This window comes from Mucilaginibacter sp. P4_G9, from assembly GCF_056400985.1.
The window spans coordinates 1-2,954 of sequence record NZ_JBFUKF010000522.1; the positions used below are offsets into that span (position 1 = coordinate 1).

The following is a 2,954-nucleotide window of genomic DNA, read 5'->3' on the forward strand; positions in this document are numbered from 1 at the left end:
GGAGGAACGGCTCAATAATAGAAGCTAAAATTAATAAATTTGCACCTAAAAATTTACAAACAGTAAATTATCTTAGCGGTTATTAATACGCGGATTTAATTACATTTGTTGCAGATACAAAAATTTCTATGTCGGAAACAGCACAACTAAAAATTGGTGATAAAACATTTGAACTCCCGGTAATTGAGGGTACAGAAGGTGAGAAAGCAATAGATATTTCAAAACTTAGGGATCAAAGCGGTTATGTAACGCTGGATATCGGCTACAAAAATACGGGAGCTACCAAAAGTGCCATTACTTTTCTTGATGGAGAAARGGGCATCCTTAAGTATCGTGGTTATTCTATTGAGCAACTGGCCGAGAATGCCAGTTTTATAGAAGTAGCTTATTTACTGATATATGGCGACCTGCCAACTGAAAAGGAATTAACCGAGTTTCAGTACCAGATAAGCCGCCATACGTTGGTTCATGAGGATATGAAAAAGTTTTTTGACGGTTTTCCGTCAAAATCACATCCAATGGGCCAGCTTTCATCTTTGATTGGCGCTTTGGCTGCTTTTAACCCCGAATCATTAAAGCAAGGTTTGTCAACCGATGAGGTAAACCTTGAGATTATGAAACTATTGGCCAAGATGAGCACCGTAGTTTCATGGATCTACAAAAAATCATTGGGTCATCCGGTAGTTTACCCGCAAAATAAATACGATTACGTAACCAACTTCCTGTATATGACCTTTGCCGAGCGTACAGAGGATTATAAGGTTGACAGGGTGGTAGTTGATGTAATGAATAAACTGCTGATACTGCATGCCGATCATGAGCAAAACTGTTCTACATCAACCGTGCGTATTGTTGGCTCATCTGATGCCAATTTATATGCATCTATTTCGGCCGGGATCTCGGCACTTTGGGGGCCGCTGCATGGTGGCGCCAACCAGGCGGTTATAGAAATGCTGGAGAAAATTAAGAACGATGGGGGAGACACCGATAAATGGATTGCCAAAGCCAAGGACAAAAACGATCCGTTCCGTTTAATGGGTTTTGGTCACCGTGTATACAAAAACTTCGATCCAAGAGCTAAGATCATTAAAAAAGCCTGCGATGATATACTGGAGAAACTGGGCATCAATGATGAAGTATTGGCGATAGCCAAAAAGCTGGAAGAAGTAGCCTTGAAAGACCCATATTTTGTTGAGCGCAAACTTTACCCTAACGTTGATTTTTACTCGGGTATTATTTACCGTGCATTAGGCTTCCCTACTGAAATGTTTACCGTGCTGTTTGCCTTAGGCCGTTTACCCGGCTGGATTGCACAGTGGAAAGAAATGAAAGAGAACAAAGAGCCCATCGGCCGCCCTCGCCAGATTTATACTGGTGACACGGACAGGGAGTATAAGGATATAAAGAACAGGTAGTCTGTTTTAGAGCAAGGATAGAAGGACAAAGGATTAAGGACAAGTAAAAAAGCGATTGGTTTAAAACTAATCGCTTTTTTATGACCAATGACTAAAAAAGCCCGCTGGTTTTCACCAGGCGGGCTTTCAAATCAAATCAACTGTATATCGAAATTATTTTTTAGTTAATGTATACGTTGCAGTTTTATCATCGGTACCAATTGGTTTAAAGGTAAAGTAATAAATACCAGCGGTAGGCAATGGTATGTTATTAGCCTCTGAGGATGCCAGGGTTACACCATCGGCGCCGGATTTAGGCACACCATAGCTAATAGTCCAGTCGTGGTTTTTACGCACTTTGAATTCGCCCGATGTAAAGGTAGCTGTAACATCCCAGACACTGGTGCCGTTATTGTATTTCATATCAGTATCGGTTGACCAAGCAACACCGGGGGCTGCGTTACCAATAATACTGTAATAAGCTGCTACTGGTGTAAAAGTGATTTTTTTGGTGTTAAGATCAACCGTAACCCAGTATAGGCCGGCAGCAGGAGCTTTCAGGTTTTTTGATCCACCATCGTAAATAACAGTTATGTTATCATCTGTACCGTAAGAATGATCCCATACTTTAGCTGGTGTAATTTTAAACTCTAACGCGGAAGCACTGGTAAAATTGATAATACCTGTATAAACGCCATCGCTGGTTGCTGATTTTAAACTATCGGCAGTTTGTGGCGACCATCCCTGGTATGCACCCGGCAAGTATACAAAGCTTACCAACGGGTACGGTTTAACGGTCAAAGTAACAACATTTGTGTAAGCTGCAGGTAAGTTTGGGGCAAGCGTTGATTTAATACGAACATCGACATCGGTTGTGGCATCAAAAGACAACTTCATGCCCAGTAAAATATCATTCAGGTCGCCAACTGTGTAAGCTTTTGTTAGTGTGGTTAAAGTAACCTCTTTTGCCGATGCAAAGTTATTACCCTTTTTATCCAATTGTAAAGTATAGGTTACCGGGGCATTATAACCAGATACCGGTGTTGCGGGCCAGGTAAACGTAACTGCGACATTGGCCGCATTGGCTTTTGATAAAGCAGGGGAAGTAGTAGAGGCAGTTAACGTGCCCACTTTACCAACATTGCTTACAACCCTTGTTTCATCCTTCTTACAGGAAGGCAGCAATAGCAGCCCGAGGCAGCTGATTGCTAATATTTTGGTTAAAAGTCTTTTCATTTCTTTCTTTTAATCTGTTTAATTAAATGTATCTTTTATAAAGTACCCTAAGGTGCAATAGGCACCTTAGGGTTTATGATTTTTATTTATAACCAGCGTTTTGTTTTAAAGTAGGGTTGTTTACAATGTCGGCTGATGGAATAGGCATCAGGTTGAAATGATCGTCAACACTTTGGCCATTTTTTACGCCACCTTTCCATGCCCATATGTAAGTACCGCCTGTAAATTGACCGAAACGAATAAGGTCAGTTCTTCTATGCATCTCAAACAGGAACTCGCGACCTCTTTCATCTAATATAAATTGTAGATTAAGCTGGCCAGCAG

The 2,954-nt window shown here is 41.0% G+C and carries 3 protein-coding genes; 1 reads left to right on the forward strand and 2 read right to left on the reverse strand.

From position 1 onward, the window contains the following. Positions 1–128 precede the first annotated feature (128 nt). Entirely contained in the window at positions 129–1,415 is a 1,287-nt protein-coding gene (locus AC1DPZ_RS24765; protein ID WP_477408501.1) for a citrate synthase, read from the forward strand. Between the two features lie 153 nt (positions 1,416–1,568). On the opposite strand, the gene AC1DPZ_RS24770 is transcribed toward AC1DPZ_RS24765, so the two are convergent. Together AC1DPZ_RS24770 and AC1DPZ_RS24775 are read right to left on the reverse strand one after the other, a co-directional pair. Further along, the gene (locus AC1DPZ_RS24770; RefSeq protein ID WP_477408503.1) at positions 1,569–2,630 is read right to left on the reverse strand and encodes a SusE domain-containing protein; all 1,062 of its coding nucleotides are present in this window, start codon (positions 2,628–2,630) and stop codon (positions 1,569–1,571) included. Positions 2,631–2,712: 82 nt separating this feature from the next. Beyond that, positions 2,713–2,954 (reverse strand): RagB/SusD family nutrient uptake outer membrane protein (locus tag AC1DPZ_RS24775; RefSeq protein WP_477408505.1); only part of this gene is annotated, 242 nt, incomplete at its 5' end.

Bases quoted from the DNA above. Each gene is read 5' to 3' on its own strand.
- AC1DPZ_RS24770 (WP_477408503.1), bottom strand. From the start codon at position 2,630: ATGAAAAGACTTTTAACCAAAATATTAGCAATCAGCTGCCTCGGGCTG.